At 70.9% G+C, this 26,169-nt stretch carries 24 protein-coding genes; 12 read left to right on the top strand and 12 right to left on the bottom strand.

Translation table 11 applies throughout. The features are described 5' to 3' along the window. The first annotated feature begins 31 nt into the window (after positions 1-31). Entirely contained in the window at positions 32-748 is a 717-nt protein-coding gene (locus tag ACFQUZ_RS27330; RefSeq protein WP_377447352.1) for an HAD family hydrolase, read from the top strand. Positions 749-805: 57 nt separating this feature from the next. Here the strand turns inward: ACFQUZ_RS27330 and ACFQUZ_RS27335 are convergent, their stop codons facing one another. The 5 genes from ACFQUZ_RS27335 to ACFQUZ_RS27355 all read right to left on the bottom strand — a co-directional run bounded on the left by ACFQUZ_RS27335 (position 806) and on the right by ACFQUZ_RS27355 (position 7,483). Continuing rightward, positions 806-3,358, bottom strand: coding sequence for an ABC transporter permease (locus tag ACFQUZ_RS27335; protein ID WP_377447267.1), 2,553 nt, complete (start codon positions 3,356-3,358; stop codon positions 806-808). Continuing rightward, on the bottom strand, positions 3,358-4,125 hold the full coding sequence (locus ACFQUZ_RS27340; RefSeq protein WP_377447268.1) for an ABC transporter ATP-binding protein: 768 nt from the start codon (positions 4,123-4,125) through the stop codon (positions 3,358-3,360). Before ACFQUZ_RS27340 ends, ACFQUZ_RS27335 begins: the two co-directional genes overlap by 1 nt. Before the next feature lie 275 nt (positions 4,126-4,400). Next, positions 4,401-5,099, bottom strand: coding sequence for a response regulator (locus ACFQUZ_RS27345; protein ID WP_377447270.1), 699 nt, complete (start codon positions 5,097-5,099; stop codon positions 4,401-4,403). Beyond that, positions 5,096-6,304: a sensor histidine kinase gene (locus ACFQUZ_RS27350; RefSeq protein ID WP_377447272.1), complete on the bottom strand. Its 1,209-nt coding sequence runs from the start codon at positions 6,302-6,304 to the stop codon at positions 5,096-5,098. The genes ACFQUZ_RS27345 and ACFQUZ_RS27350 overlap by 4 nt, the downstream gene beginning before the upstream one ends. Positions 6,305-6,400: 96 nt before the next feature. Continuing rightward, the gene (locus tag ACFQUZ_RS27355) at positions 6,401-7,483 is read right to left on the bottom strand and encodes a RecB family exonuclease (protein WP_377447274.1); all 1,083 of its coding nucleotides are present in this window, start codon (positions 7,481-7,483) and stop codon (positions 6,401-6,403) included. Between the two features lie 94 nt (positions 7,484-7,577). Between ACFQUZ_RS27355 and ACFQUZ_RS27360 the strand changes: the two genes are divergently transcribed. From ACFQUZ_RS27360 to prcA, 9 genes are all read left to right on the top strand, one after another. Continuing rightward, positions 7,578-8,714: a M50 family metallopeptidase gene (locus tag ACFQUZ_RS27360; protein ID WP_377447275.1), complete on the top strand. Its 1,137-nt coding sequence runs from the start codon at positions 7,578-7,580 to the stop codon at positions 8,712-8,714. Between the two features lie 4 nt (positions 8,715-8,718). After that, positions 8,719-9,756, top strand: coding sequence for a tRNA (adenine-N1)-methyltransferase (locus ACFQUZ_RS27365; protein WP_377447354.1), 1,038 nt, complete (start codon positions 8,719-8,721; stop codon positions 9,754-9,756). After that, positions 9,753-10,325 (top strand): hypothetical protein, encoded by a 573-nt coding sequence (locus tag ACFQUZ_RS27370; protein WP_377447277.1) that lies wholly within the window; start codon positions 9,753-9,755, stop codon positions 10,323-10,325. Before ACFQUZ_RS27365 ends, ACFQUZ_RS27370 begins: the two co-directional genes overlap by 4 nt. 164 nt (positions 10,326-10,489) lie before the next feature. Beyond that, entirely contained in the window at positions 10,490-12,271 is a 1,782-nt protein-coding gene (gene arc, locus ACFQUZ_RS27375; RefSeq protein ID WP_377447279.1) for a proteasome ATPase, read from the top strand. Between the two features lie 158 nt (positions 12,272-12,429). After that, positions 12,430-14,421: a hypothetical protein gene (locus tag ACFQUZ_RS27380; protein WP_377447281.1), complete on the top strand. Its 1,992-nt coding sequence runs from the start codon at positions 12,430-12,432 to the stop codon at positions 14,419-14,421. 139 nt (positions 14,422-14,560) lie between these two features. Further along, positions 14,561-16,078 (top strand): depupylase/deamidase Dop, encoded by a 1,518-nt coding sequence (gene dop, locus ACFQUZ_RS27385; RefSeq protein ID WP_377447282.1) that lies wholly within the window; start codon positions 14,561-14,563, stop codon positions 16,076-16,078. A gap of 197 nt (positions 16,079-16,275) precedes the next feature. Beyond that, positions 16,276-16,491 (top strand): ubiquitin-like protein Pup, encoded by a 216-nt coding sequence (locus ACFQUZ_RS27390; protein ID WP_377447284.1) that lies wholly within the window; start codon positions 16,276-16,278, stop codon positions 16,489-16,491. Between the two features lie 208 nt (positions 16,492-16,699). Beyond that, entirely contained in the window at positions 16,700-17,539 is an 840-nt protein-coding gene (gene prcB / locus ACFQUZ_RS27395) for a proteasome subunit beta (RefSeq protein ID WP_377447285.1), read from the top strand. Positions 17,540-17,594: 55 nt separating this feature from the next. Further along, complete coding sequence (gene prcA, locus ACFQUZ_RS27400; RefSeq protein ID WP_377447287.1) at positions 17,595-18,521, top strand: proteasome subunit alpha; 927 nt, start codon at positions 17,595-17,597, stop codon at positions 18,519-18,521. Positions 18,522-18,557: 36 nt separating this feature from the next. Here the strand turns inward: prcA and ACFQUZ_RS27405 are convergent, their stop codons facing one another. Genes ACFQUZ_RS27405 through ACFQUZ_RS27435 form a run of 7 tightly spaced genes read right to left on the bottom strand, consistent with a single transcriptional unit; the run spans position 18,558 to position 24,464 of the window. Next, on the bottom strand, positions 18,558-19,580 hold the full coding sequence (locus ACFQUZ_RS27405; RefSeq protein ID WP_377447289.1) for a glycosyltransferase family 2 protein: 1,023 nt from the start codon (positions 19,578-19,580) through the stop codon (positions 18,558-18,560). Next, positions 19,577-20,875 carry a polysaccharide biosynthesis protein gene (locus tag ACFQUZ_RS27410; protein WP_377447291.1) on the bottom strand — a complete coding sequence of 433 codons (1,299 nt, stop codon included), beginning with the start codon at positions 20,873-20,875 and terminating at the stop codon, positions 19,577-19,579. The genes ACFQUZ_RS27405 and ACFQUZ_RS27410 overlap by 4 nt, the downstream gene beginning before the upstream one ends. 2 nt (positions 20,876-20,877) lie before the next feature. Continuing rightward, positions 20,878-21,579 (bottom strand): glycosyltransferase family 2 protein, encoded by a 702-nt coding sequence (locus tag ACFQUZ_RS27415; protein WP_377447293.1) that lies wholly within the window; start codon positions 21,577-21,579, stop codon positions 20,878-20,880. After that, positions 21,572-21,952: a DUF2304 domain-containing protein gene (locus tag ACFQUZ_RS27420; RefSeq protein ID WP_377447295.1), complete on the bottom strand. Its 381-nt coding sequence runs from the start codon at positions 21,950-21,952 to the stop codon at positions 21,572-21,574. Before ACFQUZ_RS27420 ends, ACFQUZ_RS27415 begins: the two co-directional genes overlap by 8 nt. Next, positions 21,949-22,836 (bottom strand): dTDP-4-dehydrorhamnose reductase, encoded by an 888-nt coding sequence (gene rfbD, locus ACFQUZ_RS27425; RefSeq protein ID WP_377447297.1) that lies wholly within the window; start codon positions 22,834-22,836, stop codon positions 21,949-21,951. Before rfbD ends, ACFQUZ_RS27420 begins: the two co-directional genes overlap by 4 nt. Continuing rightward, positions 22,833-23,813 carry a dTDP-glucose 4,6-dehydratase gene (gene rfbB / locus ACFQUZ_RS27430; RefSeq protein WP_377447299.1) on the bottom strand — a complete coding sequence of 327 codons (981 nt, stop codon included), beginning with the start codon at positions 23,811-23,813 and terminating at the stop codon, positions 22,833-22,835. Before rfbB ends, rfbD begins: the two co-directional genes overlap by 4 nt. Positions 23,814-23,828: 15 nt before the next feature. After that, a complete protein-coding gene (locus tag ACFQUZ_RS27435) occupies positions 23,829-24,464 on the bottom strand; it encodes a class I SAM-dependent methyltransferase (RefSeq protein ID WP_377447301.1) in 636 nt (211 codons plus the stop codon). 147 nt (positions 24,465-24,611) lie between these two features. On the opposite strand from ACFQUZ_RS27435, the gene rfbA reads away from it, so the two are divergent. Both rfbA and rfbC read left to right on the top strand, forming a co-directional pair. Beyond that, on the top strand, positions 24,612-25,481 hold the full coding sequence (gene rfbA, locus ACFQUZ_RS27440; RefSeq protein ID WP_377447303.1) for a glucose-1-phosphate thymidylyltransferase RfbA: 870 nt from the start codon (positions 24,612-24,614) through the stop codon (positions 25,479-25,481). A 4-nt stretch (positions 25,482-25,485) separates the two neighbouring features. Beyond that, the gene (gene rfbC, locus ACFQUZ_RS27445; RefSeq protein ID WP_377447305.1) at positions 25,486-26,109 is read left to right on the top strand and encodes a dTDP-4-dehydrorhamnose 3,5-epimerase; all 624 of its coding nucleotides are present in this window, start codon (positions 25,486-25,488) and stop codon (positions 26,107-26,109) included. Positions 26,110-26,169 lie beyond the last annotated feature (60 nt).

Here is a 26,169-nt window from a genome sequence, read left to right on the forward strand (position 1 = left end):
AGGAGGGTCGAGAATGCCGCATCCGGCCGCCGTGCTGTTCGACATGGACGGCACGCTTATCGACAGCGAACCGCTGTGGGGCATCGCCATCGCCGAGCTCGCCGAGGCGTACGGCGGGACGGTGTCCCCGGCCGCCCGGCTGGCGATGATCGGCTCCAGCATGGCGCACTCGATGGCGATCCTGCACGAGGACCTGGGGCAGCCGTGGCGCGACCCGGACGCGGGAGCGGCCTGGCTGGAGAGCCGGGTGGCCGACCTGCTGCGGGCCGGCATCGAATGGCGTCCCGGCGCGTACGCCCTGCTGCGGGCGGTGCGGAGCGCGGGCATCCGTACCGCGCTTGTCACCTCCACCGCGCGGCACCTGGTGGAGGTGGCGCTGGCCACCCTCGGCCGGGAGAACTTCGACGTGGTGGTCTGCGGGGACGAGGTCGGCAACACCAAGCCGCATCCGGAGCCGTACCGGACCGCCGCCCGGATGCTCGACGTGCCGATCGGGCGGTGCGTGGCCATCGAGGATTCGCCGGCCGGCGCGGCCAGCGCGTTGGCCGCCGGGGCGGCGGTGCTCGTGGTGTCCGAGGTGCCGATCGACCCGGCCGACGGTCTGCATCTGCTGGACAGCCTGGCCGGCGTGGACCTGGACCTTCTCGCGGCGCTGCGCACCCGCGAGGCGGGGGTGGCCGGCACCGCCAGCGGCGCCGCCAGCACTGCCAGCACCGCCAGCGGCACCGCCAGCACCGCCGGCGGGTAGGCGGCCGACTGGGCGACCACCTACCCGTCCCGTGCGGACCTCCGGGCGCCCCGGCCGTCACTCGTGCGCGATCGCTCCGAGCACGTTGATCCGGGCCGCCCGGATCGCCGGCAGCACCGCCGCGACCACGCCGATCAGCGCGGCCAGGCCGAGGAACACACCCATCTGCGTCCAGGGCAGGACCAGTTCGGAGATGCCGTCCTCCTCGAGCGCCCGGACCACGGCCGATCCGAGGCCACTGCCGACCAGCACGCCGAGCAGCGCGCCGAAGACCGAGATGACCACCGCCTCCACGGTCACCATCCGCATGGTCTGTGCCCGCCGCAGCCCGATGGCGCGCAAGAGTCCCAGCTCGCGGGTGCGTTCCAGCACCGACAGGGCCAGCGTGTTGACGATTCCCAGTACCGCGATCACGATGGCCAGCGCGAGCAGGATCTGGATCATCTGGAGCAGCGAGTCGAACTGGCCGCTCTGCTGTTCCAGGTAGGCCGACCGGTCGACCACCGACACCTCGGGGCTGTCCGCGACCAGCGCGTCCAGGCGCGGCTGCACCGCGGCGACGTCGGTCCCCGGGGCGAGTTGCACTAGGGCCAGGTACGGCTTGGGGTTGGCGAAGTCGGCCGCCGCCTCCCGGGGCAGCAGGATCGACCCGGTGATCCGGTCGTCCGGCACGACCGCCGTCACCGTGTAGGTGTGCGGCTCGCCCCGGCTGAACTGCGCGGTGAGCTGGTCACCGACCGTCTTGCCGAGGTCCGTGGCCTTCGACTCGCTCAACGCGACCTGGTCCGGCGCGAGGGTGCCGAGGGTGCCGGCGGTGGCCTCGGCGTGGTAGATCCGGCTGGCCGCGGCCAGGTCGGTGCTGGCGTTGACGTACTCCCGGTTGCCGTCGATCAACGCGATGTCGTTGAAGAACCCGGCGACGGCTCCCACTCCCGGTAGCTCGGCGGCCCGGGTGACGACCTCGGGGTCGAAGCTCGGCGGGCGGGGCCCGGTCTGCACCCCGGAGATCACCAGTTGCGCGTCGATGGTCTGCTCGGCCCGCCCGGTGATGCTCGACTTGGCCGAGTCCAGCACCACGGTCACGCCGGTGACCAGCGCGATGCCGACCATCAGGGCGGCGGCCGTGATCGCGGTACGGCGCGGGTTGCGGCCCGAGTTCAGCCTGCCCAGTCGGCCCGGCACCGACCAGGCGAAGATCGACCCGAGCAGGTGCACCACCGGCCGGCTGATCACCGGGGTGAGCAGCGCCACGCCGATGAACGCCAGCAGCACGCCGCCCAGGATGGCGGCCAGGGCGTTGCCCGCGGCGTTGTCGGTGAGCCCGAGGCCGAGCAGCGTCCCGCCGGCCGCGGTGACCACCGCGCCGGTGACCGTCACCTTGGTCAGTGGCCGGTCCGGGGTGGCGACGTCCTGCATCGCCGCGATGGGTGGAATCCGGGCGGCCCGCAGTGCCGGCAGCAGCGCGGCCACCACGGTGATCACCAGGCCGACGCCGAACGCGCTGATCACCGCGATCGCGGGTACGCCCAGACCGGCAAGCGTGAGGCCGCCAGCGAACTGCCCGAACAACCAGGCGAGCAGCGCGCCGACGCCGACGCCGGCGGCCAGGCCGAGGATCGAGGCGATCAGTCCGACCGCCACCGCCTCGATCACCACCGAGCCGACGATCTGCCGGCCGCTGGCCCCGATGGCGCGCATCAGCGCCAGCTCCCGGGTGCGCTGCGCCACGATGATGGAGAACGTGTTGAGGATCAGGAAGGTGCCGACCAGCAGGGCGACGGCGGCGAACCCGAGCAGGATCCGGTTGAAGAACTCCAGGCCGGCCTTGAGGCCCGACGCGGCGTCGGCGGAGGCCTGGGCGCCGGTCTTGACCTGGTACTCGCCGCCGAGCGCCGCGGCCACGTCGTCGCGCAGCCGGTCATCGGTCACCCCGTCGGCGGCCGTGACGACGACACTGTTGAACGTGCCGGTCTCGCCCAGCATCGACCGCTGCGCCACCGGCGTGGTGAACATGACCTCGTTCACCCCGCCGAGGGAGTCCCGGCCGCCGCTGTAACCGTAGAGGCCGACCAGGGTCAGCTCCTGCTTCTCCGCGTACGGGGTGAGCACCCCGACCCGGTCGCCGACGGCCACCTTCGCGGCCTTGGCCAGCCCGGCGTTGATCGCGATCTCGCTGTCTGTCGTCGGTCCCCGCCCCTCGCGGAGCTGGACGAGGTCGCTCTCGCCGGTCCAGTTCTGGCCGAACTGCGGCGCCCCGAACGAGGTGACCGCCTTGCCGTTGGATCCGATCAGCACGGCACCGTCGGCGAGCACCAGACCGGTCGTCTCGGCCACCCCCGGCACCGCACGGACCTGGTCCAGGGTGGTAGCCGGGAACGCCGGGTTTGTCTGCTCGCCCTCGGCCTCGTTGATTTCGATCTTGGGCTTGGCGGTGACCTCGACGTCGACGCCCTGGTACGCGTCGGAGAAGATCGAGTCGAAGGACCGGCCCAGCGTGTCGGTGAGCACGAACGCGCCCGACACGAACATGACACCCAGCACCACGGCCAGCGCCGAGAGGGTGAGCCGCAGCTTGCGGGCCAGCAGGCTCTTGAGGGTCGCGCGCAGCATCAGTGGGCCGCCTCGTCCGGGGCGTCCAGCTTCTTCATGGTGTCCAGCACCGTCTCGGGTGTCGGCTCGACGAGTTCGGAGACGATCTCACCGTCGGCGAGGAACACCACCCGACCGGCGTACGAGGCGGCCACCGGATCGTGCGTGACCATGACGATGGTCTGCCCGAACTCGCTCACCGAGCGGCGCAGGAAGTTGAGCACCTCCGCGCCGGACCGGGAGTCCAGGTTCCCGGTCGGCTCGTCCGCGAAGACCACGTCCGGGCGGGAGACCAGCGCCCGGGCGCAGGCCACCCGCTGCTGCTGGCCGCCGGAGAGCTGGCTGGGCCGGTGCCCGAGTCGCTCCCGCAGCCCCACCGTGTCGATAACCGTGTCGAACCATTCCCGGTCCGGCTTGCGGCCGGCGATCGCCAGCGGCAGCAGGATGTTCTCCTCGGCCGACAGGGTCGGCAGCAGGTTGAACTGCTGGAAGATGAAGCCGACCTTGTCCCGACGCAGCTTCGTCAGACCGGCGTCGCCGAGACCGTTGACCTGGGTGTCGCCGATCTTGATGGTGCCGCGGGTGACCACGTCGAGCCCGGCCAGGCAGTGCATCAAGGTCGACTTGCCCGACCCGGACGGACCCATGATGGCGGTGAACCGGCCGCGTTCGAACTCGGCGCTGACCCCCCGCAGGGCGACCACCTGGGCCTCGCCGCTGCCAAACACCTTCCACACGTCCCGGGCACTGGCCGCCACCCGGTTGTCGCGGTCCACCGTCACGGTCACTGCGTACTCCCTCTGTTGGCTGTGGTCCGGCCGGGCACCCCCCGGGCCCGGCCGGCCGTTTCATCATCGGCTCCGCCCGCGCTGATTCCTCCGACCGCAGAGGGACCGGACCGCGGATTTCCGCTGCGGGTGAGCCCGGAGCCCGGCTCGGGGTTGTCCCCGAGCCGGTGCCCACCTGCCACGGTAGGGACCGCGGGCAACGCGTGCGTCGCGCTGGAGAGGGAATTCGGTCTCCACCGGTTGGTGGAGCGGGGACCGCCCTACGGTGGAGGGGACTACGCCCCCGGGCGGACCAGGCCCGTCTCGTACGCCAGCACCACCGCCTGCACCCGGTCGCGCAACTGGAGCTTGGTGAGCACGTGTCCGACGTGGGTCTTGACGGTGGTCTCGCTTACCGACAGCTCCCGGGCGATCTCGGCGTTGGACAGCCCGCGGGCGACCTGCACCAGCACCTCCCGTTCCCGCTCGGTCAGGGTGTTGATGACCTTGCCCGGCGTGGCCGCCGGATCGGGCAGCGCCTCGGCGAACCGGTCCAGCAGCCGCTTCAGGATCCGGGGCGCCACCACCGCCTCACCCGCCGCCACGGTGCGGATCGCGGTCACCAGGTCCTCCGCCGGTACGTCCTTGGCCAGGAACCCGGAGGCGCCGGCGCGCAGCGCGCCCACCACGTACTCGTCGAGGTCGAACGTGGTAAGGATGAGCACCCGGACCGGCAGCCGGGCGTCGACGATGGCTCGGGTGGCGCTCACCCCGTCCATCCGGGGCATCCGGATGTCCATGAGCACCACGTCCGGCAGCAGCCGGCGGGACAGGTCGACCGCCTCGACCCCGTCGCCCGCCTCCCCGACGATGTCCAGGTCGTCCTCGGCACCGAGCACCATCCGGAACCCGGTGCGCAGCAGCGGCTGGTCGTCGACCAGCAGGATCCGGATCGGTCGCTGCGTCGCCCGATCCGTGGTGTCCTGCCCCGTCATGCCGCTCCCTCACCGACCGGCGCACCCAACTGCTCCACCGGGATTCTCGCGTGGACCAGGAAACCACCCCCCGGGCGGGGGCCGGTGCGCAGACTTCCACCGTAGAGGGCGACCCGCTCCCGCATGCCCACCAGCCCGTGACCGACCCGCTCGCTGTCCGGACGCGGGCCCCGACCGGTGTCGGTGATCTCCAGCACCAGCCAGGCGGACCCGAAGGTGATGCGGACCTGGCCGGTTGCCCGGCCGGCGTGCTTGAGGGCATTTGTCAGCGCCTCCTGCACGATCCGGTAGATCGTCAGCGCGACCCCGGGATCCAGCGGCCGCGGCTCGCCATCGACCGTCAGCGTCACCGGCAGGCCCGCGTCGCGGACCTGCTCGACAAGCGACTCGATGCCGGCCAGACCCGGCTGTGGGGCGAGGTCGGCGGCCGGTTCGGCCTCGGTCCGGAGCACGTCCAGCAGCCGGCGCAGCTCGCGCAGCGCGGTCCGGCTGGTCTCCTCGATGTTGCCCAGCGCGCCGTCCACCGTGTCGCGGTCCTTGGGCAGGACCCGGCGTGCCCCGGTGGCCAGCACCCCCATCACGCTGACGTGGTGGGCCACCACGTCGTGCAACTCGCGGGCGATCCGCCGACGCTCGTCGGCCACCGCCTGGTCGGCAAGTGCCCGCTGGCTCTCCTCGGCCACCCGGGCCCGCTCGCGCAGTGCCGCCACGGAGGTGCGCCGGGCGTGCACCGTACGCCCTACGAAGAACGACACCAGGGCGATCAGCAGGTTGTTGAGCAGCACGTAACCGCGGTTGTCGCCAAGTGCCTCGCTGCTGATCGGGGAGAGCAGGTTGAGCGCCATCACCGGCAACCAGAGCAGCGCCGTGCCGACCACCGCGCGGCGCATCGGCCGGCCGGCGGCGATCGTGAAGGTGAGCACGATGAAGGCGAGGCTCTGCGACGCCGGGGCCTGCCGCAGGAGCGCCGGGACGGTCAGCGTGGCGAGGGCCGCCGCGACGGCCAACCGGGTCGCCATCCGGCGCAGGATCACCGGGACCGCGCAGACCACGCTCAACAGCACCATGGAGCCGACCCCACTCGGGCGCACCTCCGGCGGTAGCAGCATGACCAGCGAGACCTCCAGGCCCACCAGCGCTGCCGCCAGCAGCACGTCGGCGGGCAACGGATGGCGCCGCAGCCAGCCGAGTCCGGGCGTGGTCATGCGAGTCCGGGCGTGGTCATGGCAGCGACGCTAGCCGCCGTGACGCCGGATGGATCGCCTTCAGGGCCGAGGTCCGCTCCTCCCGGGGGAGGAGGCTCACTCGTCGGCGCCGGGCGCCTCCGGGGTTGCGGTGACGGGAGCGGACATCGGCACCACCTCCGGGAACGGTGGTGGCGTGCCGCCGTACGCCGGGCAGTGGGCCTGATGGTTGCACCAGCCGCACAGCCGGCTCGGCTTGGGCCGGAAGTCCCGCGTCGCGGTCGCCCGCTCGATCGCCCGCCACAGGGCCAGCAGGGTGCGTTCGAACCGGGCCAGCTCCTCGGCGTCCGGGGTGTAGTCGCAGATCTCCTCGTCGCGCAGGTAGAGCAGGCGCAGCACGCGGGGCACCGTGCCCCGGGTGCGCCACAGCACCAGGGCATAGAACTTGAGCTGGAACAGCGCCCGTGCCTCGAACGCCTCGCGTGGCGCCCCGCCGGTCTTGTAGTCCACCACCCGCAGCGCGCCGTCGGGCGCCACGTCGAGCCGGTCGATGTAGCCGCGGATCAACAGCTGGTCCTCGACCACGGCGGAGACCAGGGCCTCCCGCTCGGCCGGCTCCAACCGGCGCGGGTCCTCCACCGCGAAGTAGCCGGCGAGCAGGGCGCGGGCCGAGGCCAGGAACTCGGCCTGGGCGGCCGGGTCGCCGGCCGGCGGCACGACCAGGTCGTCGCCGACGAGAGGCGTGTCGGCGGGCTGGTCGGGGTCGTCGGGCGGGTCGGTCGCGAACAGCTCGGCCAGGCCGGCCTCGGCCTCCCGTAACCGCTGCCACTGCGGCTCCACGAGGGCGGCGGCGGCGTCCGGGGTCCGGTCCCCGGCGGGCAGGTCGAACAGCCGCTCCAGCACCGCGTGCACCAGGGTGCCGCGGGCCTGCTCGGCGGTGGGCCGCTCGGGCAGCCGGTCGATGGTGCGGAACCGGTAGAGCAGCGGGCAGGTCTTGAAGTCGGCGGCCCGCGACGGGGACAGGGAGGCCAGCCGGGGGGCGGCCGGCCCGCCGTCGGCGTGGGGTGGTCCCGCCGGTGTGGCGGTGACGGAGTCGGGTGGTCCCGCCGGTGTCGTGGTGGCGGCGGTGTCCGCGGCGCCGCGCCGCGCCGGGATGGTTGGTGCGTCCTGCGTCGATTCGGTCGCCGTGTCCGCTGCCATGTCCGAAGGCTATGCCAACCGGCTGACAAGATCACGGAACCGGGTGGCGGGTCGGGCGGCGGCGCGCGCCGGGCCGATGCGTAGCATCTTCGGAATGAGGGAGACCGCGGCGCGGGGGCCGGCGCGCACCGGGCTGAGCGTGGGCCGGGTGTTCGGCGTACCCGTCCATCTGCACGTCTCGCTCGTGCTGCTCGCCGCGCTTGTCGCCGTCACCTACGGGGAGACCGCGAGCCGGGACCTGGGCCTCACCGCGGCCAGCGGATACCTCGTCGGGCTGGCCTTCGCCGGTTGCCTGGTGGGGTCGGTGCTGCTGCACGAACTGGGACACGCGGTGGCGGCCCGCCGGTTCGGCATCGGGGTGCGGGGCATCACCCTCGAACTGCTCGGCGGCTACACCGAGATGGACCGGGATGCCCCGGCGCCGCGGGTCGATCTGGTCATCTCGCTCGCCGGGCCGGCCGTTTCCCTGCTGCTGGGCCTGGGTGCGGTCGGAGCCGCCATCGGGCTGCCCGACGGCACCGTGGCCGACCGGCTCGCCGCGCTGCTCGCGGCGGCCAACCTCGTCGTGGCCGTGTTCAACCTGCTGCCCGGTCTGCCGCTGGACGGCGGTCGGGCGCTGCGCGCCGCGGTGTGGGGTATCACCCGGGACCGGCACCGCGGCACCGAACTCGCCGGTTGGGGTGGCCGGGTCCTCGCCGTGGCCGCCGTGACGGTGGTGCTGGCGCTGACCCTGCGCGGCGTCCTGCGACCGTTCGGTCTGGTGCTGATGCTGCTGGTCGCCGTGGTCCTGTGGCGGGGTGCCAGCCAGTCGATCCGCGCGGCGCGGATCGGGCGCCGGAGCCCGCTGGTGGACCTGCGTCGGCTCGCCCGGCCGGTGCTTACCGTTCCGGCCGGCACGCCGCTGGCCGAGGCGCAGCGCCGGGCCGGTGCCGCGGCTGGTCCGACCGCACTGGGCGTGGCCGACGGCGGTGGCCGGCTGGTCGCCCTGGTCGACACCACGGCCGCCGCGGCGGTGCCCGCGGAGCGACGCCCGTGGATCGCCGTGGACATGGTGGCCCGCCGGTTGGCGGCGGTGCCCGGACTCCCGGTCGGTCTGCCCGGGGAGGATGTGCTGCGCGCGGTGCAGGAGCACCCGGGCAGCCAGTACGTGGTGACGGCGGGCGAAGATGTGGTCGGCGTACTGCACCTCGACGATCTGGCGCGGGTGCTCGAACCCCATGACGAAAGATGACCCATTGACGGCACAACCCACCGCCACCGAGGTCAGCGCCGAGACTCCGGCGCACCGAGGCCCGTTCCGGGCCGGCGACCGCGTGCAGCTCACCGACCCCAAGGGACGGCTGCACACCATCACGCTGGAGCCGGGCCGGTCGTTCCACACCCACCGGGGGGCTCTCGCGCACGACGACCTCATCGGGCGGCCCGACGGCAGCGTCGTCACCTCGACCGGCGGCACGGCCTACCTCGCGCTGCGGCCGTTGCTCGCCGACTACGTGTTGTCCATGCCGCGCGGCGCCCAGGTGATCTACCCCAAGGACGCCGCGCAGATCGTCGCCATGGGCGACATCTTCCCGGGCGCCCGGGTGCTCGAGGCCGGAGCCGGTTCCGGAGCGTTGACGTGTTCGCTGCTGCGGGCCGTCGGGCCGACCGGGGCGGTACACAGCCACGAACTGCGGGAGGACTTCGCGGCGATCGCCCGGCGCAACGTGGAGGCCTTCTTCGGCGGTCCGCACCCGGCCTGGACGCTGCGCACGGGTGACGTGACGGAGTGCGCGGAGACCGGGTTCGACCGGATCATCCTCGATCTGCTCACCCCCTGGGAGGCGCTGGACCTGGTGGAACGGGCGCTGGTGCCGGGTGGGGTGTTCATCGGGTACGTGGCCACCACTCCGCAGCTGTCCGAGCTGGTGGAGGCCCTGCGCGAGCGGGGCGGCTTCACCGAGCCGCGGGCGTGGGAGTCGTTGGTGCGGGACTGGCACGCCGACGGGCTGGCGGTCCGTCCCGACCACCGGATGATCGCGCACACCGCGTTCCTGGTGTCGGCACGTCGGCTCGCCCCGGGGGTCACCGCGCCGCCGCGCCGGCGGAAGCCGAGCAAGGGGGCCGAGGCGTACGCGTTGCGCAAGCGCGGGCTGCGGGCGGCGGAGGAGTTGGCGGCCGAGGAGTTGGCGGCCGAACGGGCCGGGCCGGCGGAGCCGGTGGCCGCAGCGGCGACGGCGGCCGAGCCGGCGACGGCCGGAGAGGAGACCCCGCCCGGCGGGGAGCGACCATGAGTCGTCCCGCGTTCAACGGTGGTGACCTGCCGGCCGTATTCCCGGACTGGTCACCCTACCGGGATCTGGAGTCCGCCGCCCGGGCGTACCTGCGGGACCCGGAGGTGGCCCTGGAGGCGTTGCAGGGCGTGCTGGACGGCGGGTCGGTGCTCGGGTTCACCCTGGAACGGTTCGTCAACGAGGTGAACGGTGTGTGGCAGGAGGTGGCCGTCTGCGACGGCAGTCGATTGATCCTGTGGCACGGTGAGGACGTCCCGCCCGAGGAGGGGCCGCCCGGTGCGATGACCTCCTCGCTGCGGGTGGTGGCGTCCTCGGCGGTGACCGAGGTGGGCGTCCGGCGTCGGTTGACCCGCACCTCGGCGGGGGAGTTGCGGGTCGACAGCGTCGATGTCTACCTGCTTTTGACGTCGATGGACGAGAGCGGGTCGGTGGACGAGGGGCAGGTGACGCCCCGGCACGACGCGCTGCGGTTCGGCAAGACGCTTGACGACGGGGGAGCAGGACAGATCAACCGGTTGGAGGAGTTCGCCCGGTTGGTCGCCTCCGTCATCGGTCGTCCGGTTCTCTGACGGCGGGCTCCCCTTGTTGGCGCCCGCGTTGACCAAGGGTGTCACCGTGCCGCGGTGGGGAAGAAGTGATCAAGCTTCGGTGACGAGGGTGTTGCGCGGGACCGAACGGGCCATCCAGCGGCTAGTGTTAGGGCAGAACGTTCAAGCCCCCGGGGAGGTGGGACGTGGCACGCAGCGACGACGCGGACTCGCGCGCCGCACGGTGGGAGAAGGAGGCCCACGATCTCTCCACCCAGGTCGCGTTCCTGACAGAGGAACTCGCACTGGTTCGGCGCAAGTTGACCGAGAGCCCCCGACACGTCAGGCAGCTCGAGGAGCGGCTGGCGGCAACCCAGGCCCAGCTGGCCAGGTTGACGGAGAACAACGATCGGCTCGTGAACACGCTCAAGGACGCACGGGCGCAGATCGTGACCCTGAAGGAGGAGATCGACCGGTTGGCGCAGCCGCCCAGCGGCTACGGCGTCTTCCTGGGTCGACACGAGGACGGCACGGTGGACATCTTCACCGGCGGCCGCAAGCTCCGGGTGGCGGTGTCCCCGTCACTGGATGTGAACGACCTGCGTCGCGGGCAGGAGGTTCTGCTCAACGACGCGCTCAACATCGTCGACGCGTTCGGCTACGAACGCGCCGGTGAGGTGGTCACCTTCAAGGAGCTGCTGGAGAACGCGACCGGTGGTGCCCCGGATCGGGCGCTTGTCGTGTCGCACGCCGACGAGGAACGGGTCGTCCACCTGGCCGAGACGCTCATCGGGGTCGGCCTACGGGCCGGCGACTCGCTCATGATCGAGCCGCGATCGGCGTACGCGTATGAGCGGATTCCCAAGAGCGAGGTCGAGGAGCTCGTCCTCGAGGAGGTGCCGGACGTCGACTACGGCGACATCGGTGGCCTGCATTCCCAGATCGAGCAGATCCGGGACGCGGTGGAGCTGCCGTTCCTGCACGCGGACCTGTTCCTGGAGCACCAGCTCCGGCCGCCGAAGGGCATCCTGCTCTACGGGCCGCCCGGCTGCGGAAAGACCTTGATCGCGAAGGCGGTGGCCAACTCGCTGGCCAAGAAGATCGCCGAGCGGCGGGGTGAGGAGAAGCACACCAGCTACTTCCTCAACATCAAGGGTCCGGAGCTGCTCAACAAGTACGTCGGTGAGACCGAGCGGCACATCCGGCTGGTGTTCCAGCGGGCCCGGGAGAAGGCCGGTCAGGGCACGCCCGTCATCGTGTTCTTCGACGAGATGGACTCGGTGTTCCGGACCCGGGGTTCGGGCGTCTCCTCGGACGTGGAGAACACGATCGTTCCCCAGTTGCTCAGCGAGATCGACGGCGTCGAGGGGCTGGAGAACGTCATCGTCATCGGCGCCTCCAACCGGGAGGACATGATCGACCCGGCCATTCTGCGGCCGGGCCGGCTGGACGTGAAGATCAAGATCGAGCGGCCGGACGCCGAGGCGGCGAAGGACATCTTCTCGAAGTACATCCTCACCGGTCTGCCGTTGCATCCGGACGACCTGGCCGAGCACGGCAACGACGCGCAGGCCACGGTGAGCGCGATGATCGAGGCCGTGGTGCTGCGGATGTACTCCGAGACCGAGGAGAACAGGTTCCTCGAGGTCACCTACGCCAACGGTGACAAGGAGGTCCTGTACTTCAAGGACTTCAACTCGGGCGCCATGATCCAGAACATCGTCGACCGGGGCAAGAAGATGGCCATCAAGGAGTTCCTCAGCTCCGGCCGCAAGGGGCTGCGCCTGCAGCACCTGCTCGACGCCTGCGTCGACGAGTTCAGGGAGAACGAGGACCTGCCCAACACGACAAACCCCGACGACTGGGCCCGGATCTCCGGCAAGAAGGGCGAGCGGATCGTCTACATCCGTACGCTCGTCTCCGGTGGAAAGGGCACCGAGGCCGGTCGGTCGATCGAGACCGCCAGCAACACCGGCCAGTACCTCTGATCCATACGACGGGTGGGCGTCCGGCGGACGCCCACCCGTCGTATGCTTCTCCGGCGTCGGACACCGGCTGGCCGCCACCCCCGCGGGTGGCGCCGCGCCATTGCCGCTGAAGGTCACCCGTCCGGTCGCGTCCGTATCCGACCGGTCAAAGGAGTGCTGTGTCCGCCGAGGCGTTGACAGACCCAGCGTCGCGGGCGGCGGCGCCCGCCGAACCCGCCCCCGGACACCCCGCGCGCAGCCGCCCGGGCCCGGGTAGGGCCGGCTGGGTGGCCCTCGCCCTGCTGGCCGCGTGGCTGGTGCCGGCGGGCCTCCACCTGGTCCACGCCGGCGCGCTGCTCCCACCGCTGGTGCTGCTGCTCACCGCCGCCCTGCTGCGCGGCGGCGAAACGCTCCTGGACCGGCTGGTCACCGCCGCCGCGCTGCTGATCGGGTTGTGCTGTGCGGTCGGGCTACTGTTCTCGGTGTGGCCGTGGGGGTTCCACCCGGTCGCGGTGACCGGGGCCGCGCTCACCGTCCTCGTGCTGCTCGCCCTGGCCACCGGACGGCGTCCCCGGTTCTCCCGGCCCGGCTGGGCCGACCTGCTGCTGGCCGGTGGTGCCGGGCTCCTCGCGCTCTACCTGGCCAAGCCGTACCTGCTGGCCGCCGGGTTCACCCAGCGCCTGGGCCTCGCCATCGGCGGCGAGGACAACTCCCGGCACCTGGCGCTGTTCGACCTGCTCGGCCGGATCGACGGGTACGCGTTCGTGGCCCCGGAGGAGGCGCGGCAACTGATCTTTTCCGGGATGGTCTACTACCCGCAGGGTTGGCACCTGACCGCCGCGTTGCTCGACGGCTTCACGCGTCAGCCCGGGGCGGAGCCGGGCGTCGCGGCCTTCAACCACTACGTGTTCTGGGTGCTCGCCGGCTACGGATTCATGCTGCTGTCGTTGATCTGGGCGGCCCACCGGATCGCCAACCGGCCGCCGGTGCTGCCCACGATGGTGCTGACGGCCGTGGTGGGCGCGCTCTGCCTCGGCACCGAACTGCCGCGGCTGCTGGCGGCCGGCTACCCTACCGAGAGCCTCGGCCTGGCCCTCGTCGCCATCGTGGCGGCGCTCGTCGTCCGCCCGGTGGACAGCACCCGGGAGCAGATCCTCCTGCTGGCCGCCCTGCTGGTGGCCGTCGGGTTCGTCTACTACCTGTTTGTCGCGCCCGCCGCCGCTATGGTCCTGGTCTGGCTGCTGGCCGATCACCGGGCGGCCCGCACCCACTGGCGGACCCTCCTGGCGATCGCACTGCCCACCATCGTGCTTGCCCCGCTCACCGCGGTGCTGGGAGTGCTTTACGCGGGTCAGAGTGAGGCGCTCAACGCACCCGGCCCACAGGTGTTCGGGTCGTACACCACGATGCTGGGTGTCGGCGCCGTGGTCGTCGCCGGCCTGGCCGCCGGCGGGGCCTGGCGCGATTCCGGCTGGCGTCGCTACCTGGCCGTGGTGTCGGTCGCCCTGTTGTTCGCCTTCGGCATCGCCGCGGTCAACCTGGCGCAGGGCCTCAAGCCGGCCTACTACTTCGGCAAGGCCGCCCACCTCTGCGTCGCCCTGCTGATCGTCGGCGTGGGAGCCGCGGTCCGGCTGCTGCCCGGCCCGCGACCGGCGGAACAGCCGGTCGCCGGTCGGCGGCGGATCGTGCCGTGGATCGGTCCGTCGGTCGTCGCCGCCGCTGTCACCCTGGCGGTCGCCGTCACCACCGGCGTGGCGGGGTGGACCGGTGGCGCCTTCCACCGCAGCAAGGAGGACATCACCTGGGCCGACGCGTGGGTACAGCAGCACCCGCGCAAGGCACCGCAGACGGCCCGGGTGGCTGCCCTCGCCTACCGGCAGTATCCGCCGCAACCGGGAACTATGACGCTTATCGTCGACACCACCGCCATGCACGGTTACCTGGAGTCGACGTTCTACTCCGCCCTCCAGGGCACCACCGCGCGGACCGAGCCGGGTCTCTACGGCATGAAGTTCAAGGAGCCGGAGCGAACGCGGCAGATCCTCCGGCGGGCGCCGGGGCCGGTCCGGCTCATCGTGGCCGACCCGAACGCCCAGCAGGCCATCGACACGGTTCTCGCCGAGGAGCCGGAGCTGGCCGCCAAGGTGACCGTGGTTTCTCTCAATCCCTGAGTCGCGCGGCGAGCCGTGCGCCACGGTGCGATGTCGGTCCGGCTACCGTCCGTACCACCGACTGTCCGGGGTGCGGACTACCCTCAACACCATGGCCATTCGTTGATGGCCGGACGAGCGAGCGAAACAGGTTGGCGGCATGAGCGTACGACGGATCATGGGTACCGAGGTGGAGTACGGCATTTCGGTGCCGAGCCAGGCGGGGGCGAATCCGATGGTCACCTCGTCGCAGGTGGTAAATGCCTACGGTGCCCGTCCGGAGCTGACTCGGGGCGGCCGGGCCCGGTGGGACTACGAGGAGGAGTCACCACTGCGCGACGCCCGCGGTTTCACCTACTCCGGCGCGGCGTACGACCCGGCCGAGGCCCTCGCGGACGAGGACCTGGGACTGGCCAATGTGATCCTCACCAACGGCGCTCGGCTTTATGTCGACCACGCCCACCCGGAATACTCCACACCGGAGGTCACCAACCCGCTGGATCTGGTGCGGTGGGACAAGGCGGGGGAGCGGGTGATGGCCGAGGCGGCCCGGCGCGCCGCCACCATCCCGGGCAGCCACCCCATCCATCTCTACAAGAACAACACCGACAACAAGGGCGCCAGCTACGGTGCGCACGAGAACTACCTGATGCGCCGGCAGACCCCGTTCGCGGACATCGTGGCGTACCTGACACCGTTCTTCGTCACCCGGCAGATCGTCTGCGGCGCCGGCCGGGTCGGCATCGGTCAGGACGGCTCGCAGCCCGGCTTCCAGATCTCCCAGCGGGCGGACTTCTTCGAGGTCGAGGTGGGGCTGGAGACCACCCTGAAGCGGCCGATCATCAACACCCGGGACGAGCCGCACGCCGACGCCGACAAGTACCGCCGGCTGCACGTCATCATCGGTGACGCCAACCTGTCGGAGATCTCCACCTACCTCAAGGTGGGCACCACCGCGCTGGTGCTCACCATGATCGAGGAGAAGGTGCTCACCGCGGATCTCGGCATCGCCGACCCGGTGGCCGAGTTGCGCGCGGTCAGCCACGACCCGGGCCTCGGGCACCTCATGCGGCTCCGCGACGGACGCCGGCTCACGGCGCTGGACCTGCAGTGGGCGTACCTGGAGCGGGCCCGCTCCTTCGTGGACGACCGGTACGGCGCCGACGCCGACGCGGACACCATTGACGTGCTCGACCGGTGGGAGAGCGTCCTGGATCGGCTGGGCCGGGATCCGATGCGATGCGCCGGAGAACTCGACTGGGTCGCCAAGCTGCGCCTGCTGGAGGGCTACCGGGAGCGGGAGAATCTCGGCTGGTCGTCGCACAAGCTGCAACTGGTCGACCTGCAGTACTCCGACGTGCGGCCGGAGAAGGGGCTCTACCACCGGCTGGTGTCCCGTGGCTCGATGGCCACCTTGTTGCCGGACGAGTCCAGCCGGACCGCGATGGTGGAACCGCCGGAGGACACCCGGGCCTACTTCCGGGGCCGGTGTCTGGCCCAGTACGCCTCCGAGGTCGTCGCCGCGAGTTGGGACTCGGTGATTTTCGACGTCGGGCGGGAGTCGCTGGTCCGGGTGCCCATGATGGAACCGGAACGCGGCACCAGGCGGCATGTCGGTGCCCTCTTCGACCGCTGCGCCAGCGCCAAGGACCTGCTGGAGGCCATCACCGCCGGCTGACCGCGGCGACGGCGACCGGCTCGGGACGGGTGACGTGACGGCGAACGGCGGGAACGACCGGACGGTGCTGGTGACCGGCGGGACAGTGCCGGGTGCCGACGGTGGCGGTGACGGCGGCTGGATCTCGCGTGTGCGGGGGCCGGTATGTCGCCCCCGCGAGGTAGGTTTTTCCCAGACGAACATGAGGAGGGACCGAGATGGCTACCCGTGACGCCGGCGGTCAGTCGCAGTCCAAGAAGCCGCAGCAGGACCAGGAGGTCGAGGAGGCCGCCGTCGAGGCGAATCCTGAGGTCGCCGAGCGGCACGCGGAGATCACCGAGGACGTGGACGACCTGCTCGACGAGATCGACTCGGTCCTCGAGGAGAACGCGGAGGAATTCGTCCGAGGCTACGTGCAAAAGGGCGGACAGTAGGATTAATCGGGCACGGTCCGCTGAATCGACCGGGCGAGCCGCACCGGCCGATCGGCTGATCGGCGGGCGATCCGGCCGGATGGCCGGACCGCGAAGATCGCGCCGATCGGGGCGCGGGATACTCTGCTTCAACCGCAACGATGGTCTTGGCGGCTCCGGGCCGGTCGACCCGGGTGACCAGGGCCATCACGTATCGGAGAGGAACCACGTGGCAGCGGCTTTCGATCCATCCGGGCGTCTTCCAGATGTGTTCACCAACGCGGGGACGTCCTCCTTCACCCAGTTCCTGAGCCAGTTCGCCCCCGAGATGCTGCCCGGCCGCCGGCCGCTGCCGCCGGGCACGGCCGCCGAGCTGGCGCCGCACGCCACCACCATCGTCGCCCTGGTCAGCGCCGACGGTGTGGTCATGGCCGGGGACCGCCGAGCCACCATGGGCAACATGATCGCCCAGCGGGACATCGAGAAGGTGCATCCCGCCGACGCGTACTCGCTTGTCGGGATAGCCGGGAGCGCGAGCATCGGGATCGAGATGATCCGGCTGTTCCAGGTGGAGTTGGAGCACTACGAGAAGATCGAGGGCGCGATGCTCTCGCTGGACGGCAAGGCCAACTACCTGGCCGCGATGATCCGCGGCAACCTCGGCGCCGCGATGCAGGGGCTGGCTGTGGTGCCGCTGTTCGCCGGGTTCGACCTGGCCGCCTCCGAGCCGGCGAAGGCCGGCCGCATCTTCAGCTTCGACGTCACCGGCGGCCCCTACGAGGAGACCGGCTTCGACGCGGTCGGCTCTGGCTCGCTGTTCGCCAAGTCGGCGCTGAAGAAGCGCTACCGCCCCGGCCTCAGCACCGCCGAAACGGTGCGGCTGGCCGTCGAGGCGCTGTACGACGCGGCCGACGACGACACCGCCACGGGTGGCCCGGACCTGACCCGGAAGATCTACCCGGTGGTCATGACCGCGACCGCCGAGGGCACGCATCGGCTCACCGAGACCGAGATCGCCGAGATCGCCCAGTCGGTGGTCACCGGTCGGATGGAGAACCCGGGCGGCTGAGCCGCCACCCCAGTTCCGCCCGCTCCACCCCGCGCGCACGAAGGAGAAGCAGCACGTGGCCATGCAGTTCTACGCCTCGCCCGAGCAGATCATGCGGGACCGCTCCGAACTCGCCCGCAAGGGGGTGTCCCGGGGGCGCAGTGCGGTGGTGCTCAGCTACGCCGGTGGCGTGCTGTTCGTGGCCGAGAACCTCTCCAGCGCGCTGCACAAGGTGAGCGAGATCTACGACCGGATCGGCTTCGCGGCCGTCGGACGGTACAACGAGTTCGAGAACCTGCGCCGGGCGGGCGTGCGGATGGCCGACGTCAACGGGCTGCGCTACGACCGGCGGGACGTCACCGGCCGGGCGCTGGCCAACGCCTACGCGCAGACTCTCGGGGCCATCTTCACCGAGCAGTCCAAGCCGTTCGAGGTGGAGATCTGCGTCGCCGAGGTTGGCGCCACCGCCGAGTCCGACGAGTTGTACCGGATCACCTACGACGGTTCGGTGAATGACGAGCCCGGCCGGATGGCCATGGGTGGGCAGGCAGAGGCGATCTCCAGCGTGCTGCGCGCCGACCACCACAGCGACATGCCGCTGGCGGACGCGGTGAAGCTGGCGGTCAAGGCACTGAGCAGTGTCGGCGGGGACAGCGGCAACCCCCGCAACATCGCGGCGGACCAGCTCGAGGTGGCCGTGCTCGACCGGCAGCGGCGTGGCCGCACCTTCCGGCGCATCATCGGGGCGGCGCTTACCGGGCTGCTCAACGGTGCCGCATCGGCGGGCACGGGCGCGGCGCCGGATGGGCCGGCGAAGACCGCGGCCGAGGCCGCGGGCGCCGACGCACCGGCTCCCGGCCCCGACAAGCCGACCAGTTCTGCCGGCTCCGCCGACCTGGAGGGCTCGTCCGACGACCTGGCTGCCCGGGGCGAGCCGAAGTCGGGTGAGCCCAAGCCGGGCACGTCCGCGTCGGACGACGACGCCGGTTCGAGCGACGCGTAGCCACGGCGACCTCGGGGTGACTCGGGTCGCCGGCCGCTAGCGGGTCCGGAGCAAGGGTTTCGCGGCGGCCCAGTAGGCGCCCGCCAGGGCGTTGAAGACTCCCGTACCGGGCGGCGCCTCCACGTTCGACGCGGCGATCCGGCCGGTCATCAGGTCCTTCAGCGCCCCGTCCGGGACCCGGCGCTCGGCCTGCAACCGGCGCCGCCGCTCCCGCAGCCAGGCGCGGTGCCGCCACAGCCAGCCCCAGCCGCGTGCCTTCTGCGGCAGCCAGCCACCACCCAGCGCCGCGAGCACCATCGCGATTTCGGTGACCAGCAACATGGGCGCCAGGACCGCCAGCGTCCGTCCCTCGTACGCGGTGAGCAGGGTGATCAGCCGGTTGCGCTCGACCAGGTAGAGCTTGAGCGCGTTGCGGGAGAACTCGTAGTGATGTCGGACCACCGCGTCCGGCACGTACTCCTGCCGCAGCCCGCGTTGCCACAACCGCAGGCTGAGTTCGGTGTCCTCGTGGTAGGCGAAGTATTCGGCGGCGAAGCCGTCCAACTCCCGCCACAGGTCGCGCCGGATGGCGAAGCAGCACCCGCTGAGCGACGGCACCGACCGGCGTTCGGCGTGCCGGCTGGCCGGTTCACCGTTGCCGCCGGCCCACGACAGACCGGTGAAGTGCAGCGGGTTCCCGGAAGTGTTGATCAGGTCGGGCTGGTCGGCGAGCCGGACGGAGGCCATCGCGCCCCCCACCCCGTCCTCGCCAGCGACCGCCACGATGCGGGCCAGGGCTGTCGGGTCGACGATCGCGTCCGAGTTGACGAACGTCAGGAAGTCACCGGTGGCGTCGGCGGCGCCGATCCGGCAGCCCCCGGAGTAGCCGGTGTTCTCCTCGGGGCGGATGATCCGCACACCCGGTAGTCCCTTGACGATGTCGATGCCGTCGCCGGTGCAGCCGTTGTCCACCACGATGAGCTCGACGTCCACGTCGGAACTCGCGAGGACCGCCCGCGCGGCGTCGACCAGCCACGGCTCGGGTCCGTAGGCGAGCATCACGACGGAAACCGAGGTCATCGGAGGCCTCCAGGGCTGGCAGCAGGTGCGATATCGGGTGCGGCAGTGGCGGCCGCTACGCGATCCCGCCGCAGCGCGGCGGCCATGGCGGCGGCGACGGCGAGTGTCCCGGTGGCGTAGGCGATCTCCACCCGGAGCACGACGGCCATCGGCAGCAGGGTGACGATGATCAGTGACACCACCCCGACGACCCAGGCCACGGCCTGGGCGCGGTGCCGACCCGAGGCGAGGAGCGCCTGGCCGAGGACCATGGCCCACAGACAGCCAAGCGTGCCGGCGCTCAACCAGATGAAGTCGATGGGCCCGAGGATGTTGGGCTGGTCGAACAGGACGCGTACCAGCCACGGACCGAGCGGGACGGCGACCACGGCGCCCGCCACGCCAACCGCCGTGACGAGGGTCAGGGCTCGGCGCAGCAGACCACGGAAGGCCGATAGGTCGCCGGTGGCCGTGGCGGTGGACAGGCCGGGTAGCAGCGACGCCTGGATCGAGGCGAACGCGAACAGCGGGATCCGGACGAGAACGAGAGCGGACAGCAACGCGCCGGCCGCCGCGATGTCGGCGGGCGCGAGCAGCTTAACGTTGATCACGCCGACGTTGATGATGAACTGCATGAGCAGGCTGGACGTGGCGAGCAGGCCCAGGCCGCGCAGCATGGGCCGCCACGGCACCGCTGGGCCTGACCCGAGCAGCCGTACCGCCGGCGGCAGGGTGAATACGACTGCCACGAGTGGGGCTACTACAAGCACCAGCCCGTACCAGAGGGTGGAGTCGACACCGGCCAGGCCGAGTCCGGCGACCAGGACAACCCGTAGCCCGCCGTCGAGACCCAGCTGGGTTCCGTACGCACCGAACATCTGCCGGCCGGAGAAGAGACCCCTGGCGGTGTGTACGGCGGCGAGCCCGGCCAGCCCGCCCGCCAGCGCCCAGACCAGGCTGCGGTCGCCATCGAAGAGGCGCTCGGCAAGCACGTCAGCGGTGAGCGCCAGCGCGCCGAACAACACCGCGAGGATGCCAACCGCCACGAGGCCGGCCCGAGCCAGGACCGGACCTGAGGACAGGCCCTGGCTGTGCCGGGTGGCCACCAGTCGGGCGGTCTCCTGCTCGATCGGTGTGAAGACTCCGATGCCCACGGTGAAGACGATGGACCAGAGCACCGACAGGGAGGAGTAGCCACTGGCGTCGAGGTTGTGCCCGGCGACCGCCAGGTGGACGTACGAGGCGAGGCCGAGCAGCGTCAGACCGCCACCGACCGCTATCGTCCCCGCCGGTACGAGGTTGAGTAGTCGCCGCATAGCTACCGGCGGATCAGGGCCAGGGTCAGCACAGCGAACGCGCGGCCCAGGTAGATCATCGCCTTGGTCGGCGAGTGGCTCGGGGTGCCCGCGATCCGGCGGCGCATCGCCACCGGGATCTGCCTGATCCGGTGGCCGCGCCGGGCGGCGTGGACCAGGGTCTCCACGGTGTCGCCGAGGTACTCGACCGGGTACCACTGGGCGAACATGTCGATGACCCGACGATTGGCCGCCCGGAAGCCCGAGGTGGTGTCGGTCAGTCGGGTGCGCGCCACGAGTGACAGGACGCCGGAGAGCATCACCATCGCCCACCGCCGCGGACCGCGAACCCGGTAGTCGCCCTCGCCCGCGAAGCGGGCGCCGATGACGAGGTCCGCGTCGTCGAGCGCGTCGACCATCTTCGGCACGTACCGGGGATCGTGCTGCCCGTCCGCATCGACCTGGATGGCGACGTCGTAGTCGTTCTCGCGGGCGTACCGATAGCCCAGCCGCATGGCGCCACCGACGCCGAGGTTGTACGGCAGTTGGGCGACGAAGGCGCCGGCCGCTCTGGCGACCGTGGCAGTGCTGTCGGTCGACCCGTCGTCGACCACGAGCACGTCCACGCCGGGTAGTTCGCCGCGCACCTCCCGGACCACGTCTCCGATGGAGCCGGCCTCGTTGAGGGCCGGAATGATGATCAGGACCCGTCGGTTGTTAATCATCCTGGCCCACCATCTCGGTCGTCACACGGGGACTGCGGAGGTCCGCCCGGACCTCCGCCCGGAGCAGCGCGAGGTCCTCCGCCAGCGTGCGGGTCTCCTCCTCCAGCCGGCTGACCTCCCAGCTCAGGTGCACGGCGACCAGCAGCAGGAAGACAATGCCGAGGAACAGGACAAGGCTGACGCCGGAGACCACGCCGAGCGTTTCGGCGACATTGTCCAACAGCCGGGGGAAGAGCGAGAGTGGTACGACGATCAACAGGACGCCGAGCCACAGCATGGCGTACTTTTCCCGGAGTTGGCGTCTGCGCAGCAGTTCGACGATGGTTCCGAAGAGCAGTAGGCCGGTCAACCCGGTTACGAGGGTGAGCTTCATGAGGCCTTCCATGGAGCGGACACGTCCGCGGCAGACAGGGCGTGTGTGAGGGTGGTGTGCCAGTCCGGCAGAGGGGCCAGACCGGCGGCTGCCCATCGGTCGTGGCTCAGGACACTGTACGTCGGCCGGCGCGCCGGGCGGGGGTAGCGGTCGCTGGTGGTGGGGTGAACCCGGTCCGGGTCCAGGCCCCGGCGGCTGAAGACCGCTTGAGCAAGGCGGTACCAGGTGGTCTGACCGCTGGCCGTGCCGTGGTAGATACCGGGAGCGGCCCGGCCCGTCAACGCCGCCGTCCCCAGCTCCACCAATCGGCCGGCCAGGGCGTACGACCAGGTGGGTTGGCCGTGCTGGTCGTCGACCACGGCCAGGTGCTCCCGCTCGCCGGCCAGCCGAAGCATGGTCGCCACGAAGTTGGGCCCGTGCGCGCCGTAGAGCCACGCGGTGCGTACCACGTAGCCGGTCTCCGGCAGCAGGTCACGGACCGCCTCCTCGCCGACGAGCTTGCTGCGTCCGTACGCGTTGACGGGCGCGGTGGGGGCGTCTTCGGGGTAAGGGCTGGTGGCATTGCCGGCGAACACATAATCGGTGGAAACCTGGATAAGACGGGCATCTTCGGTAGCGCAGGCCCGGGCCAGGTGAGCCACCGCGGTGCCGTTGACCGCAGTGGCGGCGGCCTCCTGGGTCTCCGCGCCGTCCACGTCGGTCCAGGCGGCAGCGTTGATCACCAGGTCGTGTCCGGTCACGGCGGCGTTCACCGCCGCCGGGTCGGTGATGTCGAGTTCGGCCCGACGTGCGGCGGTGACCTTGAGGTCAGGCTGCTGCCGCAGGACGGCTAGCAGATCACGACCGAGCATCCCGCCGGCGCCCGTGACCAGGACTCGGGTCATGCCGCCGTCTTCGCCTTGAGCGGCTGCCACCAGGACCGGTTGTCCCGGTACCAACGAACTGTCGAGGCCAGGCCGGTTTCCAGGTCAATGGAGGGCCGGTAGCCCAGCTCGGCCGTGATCTTGCCGATGTCCAGGGAATAGCGGCGGTCGTGGCCCTTGCGGTCCGCCACCGGCACCACCCGGTCCCACCCGGCGCCGCATGCCTCGAGCAGCATCGCCGTAAGTTCCTTGTTGGTCAGTTCCGTCCCGCCGCCGATGTTGTAGACCTCCCCGGCGCGGCCCTTCTCCTGAACCAGCGCGATGCCGACGCAGTGGTCGCGCACGTGCAACCAGTCGCGGATGTTGCCGCCGTCGCCGTACAGCGGCACCGTGCCGCCGTCCAGCAGATTCGTGACGAACAACGGGATGACCTTCTCCGGGAACTGGTAGGGACCGTAGTTGTTGGAGCACCGCGTCACCACGACGTCCATGCCATGGGTGCGGTGGTAAGCCAGCGCCAACAGGTCCGAGCCAGCCTTGCTGGCCGAGTACGGCGAGTTGGGCGCCAACGGCCACGTCTCGGTCCACGAACCGGAATCGATCGACCCGTACACCTCGTCGGTGGACACGTGGACGAAGCGACCCGTCCCATGCCGTAGGGCGGCGTCCAGCAGCGTCTGGGTCCCGAGAACGTTCGTGGTGACGAACGGCGCGGCGCCCAGGATCGAACGGTCGACGTGCGACTCCGCGGCGAAATGGACGATCACGTCGTGCCCGGGCAGCACCTCGTCCACGACGTCGGGATCGCAGATGTCACCCTGCACGAAACGCAGCCGCGCGTCATCCCGGACGGTAGCGAGGTTGGCGAGGTTGCCCGAGTAGGTCAGCTTGTCCAGCACCGTCACGGCCGCCGGTCCGCCGCCGGCCGCGTCGGTCAGGAGCATTCGTACGTACTCTGAACCGATAAAACCGGCTCCACCGGTAACGAGGATTCTCACAAGGCGCGAGTGTAATCAGTGAGCCCTACGCAACGCGTAAAGGACGTTGTTGCGCCGTGGCGGGATCCGGCTCTCGCTGACGACGGCGAATCCGGGCAACCCCTCGTCGACGACGCGCCGGAGTTCCTCCCGACTCGGGAACCGGACGTTCTGATCGCCACTGATGTACCGGTCCGCCGTGTAGGCCATGACGTGAGCCACGCCGGCGCCGCGCTCCCAGTCCTTGATCGCGATCAGCCCATCCATCGCGGTGAGTTGGTCGGCGTCGCGCAGGATCGGAATACGCTGCGGTTCCGGGACGTGATGCAGCACGTCACAAATGACCACGAGGTCGAAGGGGGCCGGGCCCTCGGCGATCAGATCCGACGACGGCAGTGACCGGAAGGTGGCGTGGGCCCGGTCACCCTGGAACAGCCGGCCCGGGTCCGGAGCGATGTCGATGCCCAGGTACTCGGCGTCGGGGAAGGCGGCGCAGATCCGCTGGGCGAGGGCGCCGTCGCCGCACCCGATCTCCAGGATGCGCTTGGCCGTGGTGAGGCTGGCCAGGTTGGCAGCGAAGTCGTCCAGATTGATGAACCGGTTGCGGTACACCTCGATCGCCGGAATCTCCCAGCGTCCAAGCCGTTGCCGAACCGCTGCCCCTAGTCCCACGGTCATCCCCTCTGGGCGATTTGTAGTGGGCGTCACTGTAGTAAGCACGGTGAGCCGCGAGCAAGGCGGGGCAGCCGTGGACCCGGCGAGGCCACAACGCATGCCGCGGACGCTGCGGCAGGGGGCGAGCAGATAAGCTCGGCCATCATGCGTGGCATTTTACTCGCCGGTGGGACCGGTTCGCGGCTATGGCCGATCACCCGGGCGGTGTCGAAGCAGCTCATGCCGATCTTCGACAAGCCGATGATCTACTATCCGCTCTCCACCCTCATCATGTCCGGCGTGCGGGAGATCCTGGTCATCACCACCCCGGAGGACCAGGACCAGTTCCGCCGGCTGCTCGGCGACGGTAGCCACCTTGGGCTCCGCCTGGAGTATGTGGCGCAGCCCCGTCCGGAGGGCATCGCCCAGGCATTCGTCCTCGGTGCGGAGTTCGTCGGCACCGAGTCCGTGGCGCTGATCCTCGGCGACAACATCTTCCACGGGGTTGGCCTGGGCGAGCAGTTGGCCCAGCACGCCGACCCGGTCGGCGGCCGGGTCTTCGCGTACCAGGTGGCCAACCCGGAGGCGTACGGTGTGGTCGACTTCGACGACGCCGGCCGGGTGCTGTCGATCGAGGAAAAGCCGGCCCGGCCGAAGTCCCGCTACGCGGTGCCGGGGCTGTACTTCTACGACAATCGGGTGGTCGAGATCGCCGGGAAGTTGACGCCGAGCGCCCGGGGCGAGTTGGAGATCACCGCGGTCAATGAGGCGTACCGGGAGACCGGAGACCTGTCGGTCACCGTCCTGGACCGGGGCACGGCGTGGTTGGACACCGGCACGTTCACCTCCATGATGCAGGCCGGGGAGTTCGTCCGGGTGATCGAGGAGCGGCAGGGCCTGAAGATCGGCTGTGTCGAGGAGGTCGCCTGGCGGACCGGTCTGATCGACGACGACCAGTTGCGGGTCCTGGCCGAGCCGCTGACCAAGAGCGGCTACGGCGACTACCTGCTCCGGCTGCTCCCGGACGGGCGGTGACGGAATGAAGATCCGGGAACTGGGCATCGAAGGCGCCTGGGAGATCACCCCGCAACAGCACGGCGACCCGCGCGGGCTGTTCCTGGAGTGGTTCCGGGCCGACCGGCTCGCCGAACACGTGCGGCATCCGGTGCACTTCGCGCAGGGCAACCTGTCGGTGTCGGCACGGGGTGTGGTCCGCGGGATCCACTTCGCGGACGTGCCGCCCGGCCAGGCCAAGTACGTCAGTTGTGTCCGCGGCGCGGTGCTGGACGTGATCGTCGACATCCGGGTTGGTTCGCCGACGTTCGGCCGCTGGGAGGGGGTACGGCTGGACGACGTGGACCGCCGGGCCGTGTACCTCGCCGAAGGGCTGGGGCACGGGTTCTGCGCGTTGACCGACGACGCCACCCTCGCCTACCTCTGCTCCACCACCTACAACCCGACCGCTGAGCGGGCCGCGCACCCGCTGGATCCGGAGCTGGCCATCGACTGGCCGGCGGCGGAACCCCAGCTGTCGGCCCGGGACGCCGCCGCTCCCACGCTTGCCGAGTTGCGTGCCTCCGGCCAACTACCGGACTACCGGGCGTGTCGCGCCTACGCGGAAAGCCGCCGATCGCCCGATATGCCGCCGCCGGACGGTATTTGACCGCGCTGTCCCAGGATCGCGCGCTGCGACGGTGACCGTTGGGACCTCCGGGCGGTTAGT

Origin of the sequence: Plantactinospora sp. GCM10030261 (assembly GCF_042666615.1) — a bacterium.
Lineage (GTDB): Bacteria > Actinomycetota > Actinomycetes > Mycobacteriales > Micromonosporaceae > KBS50.

What these genes read in the sequence shown, in the direction of transcription:
- ACFQUZ_RS27335 (WP_377447267.1), bottom strand. Translation starts at nt 3,358, where the DNA reads ATGCTGCGCGCGACCCTCAAGAGCCTGCTGGCCCGCAAGCTGCGGCTC.
- ACFQUZ_RS27345 (WP_377447270.1), bottom strand. Translation starts at nt 5,099, where the DNA reads ATGACGGGGCAGGACACCACGGATCGGGCGACGCAGCGACCGATCCGG.
- ACFQUZ_RS27350 (WP_377447272.1), bottom strand. Translation starts at nt 6,304, where the DNA reads ATGACCACGCCCGGACTCGGCTGGCTGCGGCGCCATCCGTTGCCCGCC.
- ACFQUZ_RS27355 (WP_377447274.1), bottom strand. Translation starts at nt 7,483, where the DNA reads ATGGCAGCGGACACGGCGACCGAATCGACGCAGGACGCACCAACCATC.
- ACFQUZ_RS27360 (WP_377447275.1), top strand. Translation starts at nt 7,578, where the DNA reads ATGAGGGAGACCGCGGCGCGGGGGCCGGCGCGCACCGGGCTGAGCGTG.
- ACFQUZ_RS27370 (WP_377447277.1), top strand. Translation starts at nt 9,753, where the DNA reads ATGAGTCGTCCCGCGTTCAACGGTGGTGACCTGCCGGCCGTATTCCCG.
- dop (WP_377447282.1), top strand. Translation starts at nt 14,561, where the DNA reads ATGAGCGTACGACGGATCATGGGTACCGAGGTGGAGTACGGCATTTCG.
- ACFQUZ_RS27390 (WP_377447284.1), top strand. Translation starts at nt 16,276, where the DNA reads ATGGCTACCCGTGACGCCGGCGGTCAGTCGCAGTCCAAGAAGCCGCAG.
- ACFQUZ_RS27405 (WP_377447289.1), bottom strand. Translation starts at nt 19,580, where the DNA reads ATGACCTCGGTTTCCGTCGTGATGCTCGCCTACGGACCCGAGCCGTGG.
- ACFQUZ_RS27410 (WP_377447291.1), bottom strand. Translation starts at nt 20,875, where the DNA reads ATGCGGCGACTACTCAACCTCGTACCGGCGGGGACGATAGCGGTCGGT.
- ACFQUZ_RS27415 (WP_377447293.1), bottom strand. Translation starts at nt 21,579, where the DNA reads ATGATTAACAACCGACGGGTCCTGATCATCATTCCGGCCCTCAACGAG.
- ACFQUZ_RS27420 (WP_377447295.1), bottom strand. Translation starts at nt 21,952, where the DNA reads ATGAAGCTCACCCTCGTAACCGGGTTGACCGGCCTACTGCTCTTCGGA.
- rfbD (WP_377447297.1), bottom strand. Translation starts at nt 22,836, where the DNA reads ATGACCCGAGTCCTGGTCACGGGCGCCGGCGGGATGCTCGGTCGTGAT.
- rfbA (WP_377447303.1), top strand. Translation starts at nt 24,612, where the DNA reads ATGCGTGGCATTTTACTCGCCGGTGGGACCGGTTCGCGGCTATGGCCG.
- rfbC (WP_377447305.1), top strand. Translation starts at nt 25,486, where the DNA reads ATGAAGATCCGGGAACTGGGCATCGAAGGCGCCTGGGAGATCACCCCG.